Below are 2315 nucleotides of genomic sequence, written 5' to 3' on the forward strand. Positions count from 1 at the left end.
ATTATTTATTCATATCTCTTGTCTGGAATTAATATTACGCCTGCTAGTCAGGTATTCTTAGAGATCTATCACAAATCGTTTTTTATCCCGCAGCCCTTTAAAATTAAGGGTTTTAACAAACTTTATGCACTTTCATTTATGAATAATACATTCTAAATAGTTAGCAGTTAGGGAACTTTATGCACGCTTTTTTGACGAAACTTACTAGAATCTAATTTACGAGGGATTATATGCAGAATAGTTTTATTGATAAGAGTGTACTTAGCTTGGAAGTATGCAGTGTTTTTATTTAGATATTTAATTTTGGATGTGGAATTAATTGTTTATTAACAAAGTAAATGCGAATAAAGCTGTTGCGATCACATTTTAAAATCGGCTGTTTAAGTGTGTTTTTTGATAGAAAAGGGCATTAATCTTCGTCTGTTTATTAGGCTATTAATTACTTTAAATATAATTAACGCTAATAAGTGACTAACTATTTGTTTAAACATCATGGTTGAAAATAGAGTGTTATTTCATCAAGAAAATTAGATGTTTAAAAGTAGGATTGATTCTTCTATTGCGAGTGCTTTGAGTTTAGTTGAGCTTGGCTACGAACAGAAGAACCTTGAATATCGCGTGTATGGCTTTGAGGAGCTGTTTCAGTGGCAGAGGGTTACATTGAGAGGGAACAATAAAAAAGCCGCTGTGAGAAGCGGCTTTGGATGAGAAAGGAGTGAAGTGCTGTTAGTTAGATCAGCGCACCAATACTCAGTACAACAATGCAGAACACCATCAATATACCGACTAGTGGCATCACCCATTTAACCCAGCGCACGTAAGGGACACGAGCAATCGCCAAACCACCCATCACCACCGCGGAGGTTGGGGTGATTAGGTTCACCAAGCCAGATGCAGATTGGTACGCAGTGATAACCAAGTCACGACCTACGCCAGCAAAGTCGGCCAGTGGTGCCATGATTGGCATGGTCAGTACCGCTAAGCCAGAGGTCGATGGCACTAAGAACGACAGTAGAATCTCTAAGAAGAACATCACGTTAATGAAGATAACCGAAGAAAGCCCCGTTACCATCTGTTCTGCTGAGAAGAGAATGGTATCGGTGATCATACCGCGGTCCATCACCACTACGATACCACGTGCAATACCTATGATGAGCGCAACGCCAAGTAGGTCGCGGGCACCATCAATGAAGCTGGTGGTAAACTCTTCTTCGCTCATGCGAGCCACAATACCAACGATGATGGTTGCTGCTAAGAACATCGCTGAGATCTCAGCCATCCACCATCCAGCAACGGATACACCATAAATCATTACAGCGAACGAGCCACCAAAAATGGTCAGAATCAGTTTGCGAGTCGCGGTGAATTCAAGTTTTTCGCCGCTCGCATTACCTAAGAAGTGCGCTTTGTTCTCTTCGTATTTGTCGTAGACAATTGATGTTGTTGGATCGGCTTGAACCATTCTTGCGTAACGCATTACGTAGGCAACACAAATACCCCAACCAATAATCAACATCGCAATGCGCAACACGATACCGTCTGTAAATGGAATACCAGAGGCGTTGGCAGCGATCACGGTTGCGAATGGGTTAATCGTTGAACCCAGCACCCCAATACCTGCACCAAGCAGTACGGTCGCAGCGGCAACAAGAGGGTCAAAGCGAGCTGCCATCATTACCGGCACTAGCAATGTATAGAAGGGCAGTGATTCTTCCGCCATGCCGTAGACGGTACCACCTGCGGCAAATAGCGCCATCAGTATTGGTATCATCAACTCTTCTCGCCCTTCTAAGCGGGCGGTGACGCGCTCGATACCGGCATCAATGGCACCCGTTTTGGTTACTAGCCCTAAGAAGCCACCAATGATTAAGATGAACAGCGAAACGTCGATAGCCGCCGCTTCATAGCTATTGTGGTCATAGAAGCCGTCAATAGGCGCGAGCAGTACATCAATCACGCCTTGAGGGTTACCTTCTACCGCTTGATAGGTTCCGGTTACGGGTACTTCTCGGCCTAGCTCTTCATTCATTGCACGGTCGTATTGGCCTGCTGGAACAATCCAGGTAAGCAGTGCGACGAACGCAATCAGAATAAATAGAATGGTGTAGGCAGAAGGGAATTTAAAGTTGGCAAAGAAGCCGCCCTTTTTTTTCTCGCTTGGTATCGTTTGAGTTGTCATGGCTATCTCCTTACATCATCTTAAATAGAAGTGATGTGAATTAGCGACTAATGATTTATAGATTGTAAATACACGGACACTTATAAAGCAATCAACGATATAAAGTTGCTGACTTTAAATATAAGTATCTTTATAT

At 43.0% G+C, this 2315-nt stretch carries 1 protein-coding gene; it reads right to left on the reverse strand.

The genetic code is table 11. The features are described from left to right. Positions 1-730: 730 nt before the first annotated feature. On the reverse strand, positions 731-2179 hold the full coding sequence (locus tag AB4623_RS23390) for a YfcC family protein (RefSeq protein WP_017062726.1): 1449 nt from the start codon (positions 2177-2179) through the stop codon (positions 731-733). Between the last annotated feature and the right edge of the window lie 136 nt (positions 2180-2315).

This window comes from Vibrio sp. 10N.222.52.C12 (assembly GCF_041474215.1).
Classification (GTDB): Bacteria; Pseudomonadota; Gammaproteobacteria; order Enterobacterales; family Vibrionaceae; genus Vibrio; species Vibrio crassostreae_C.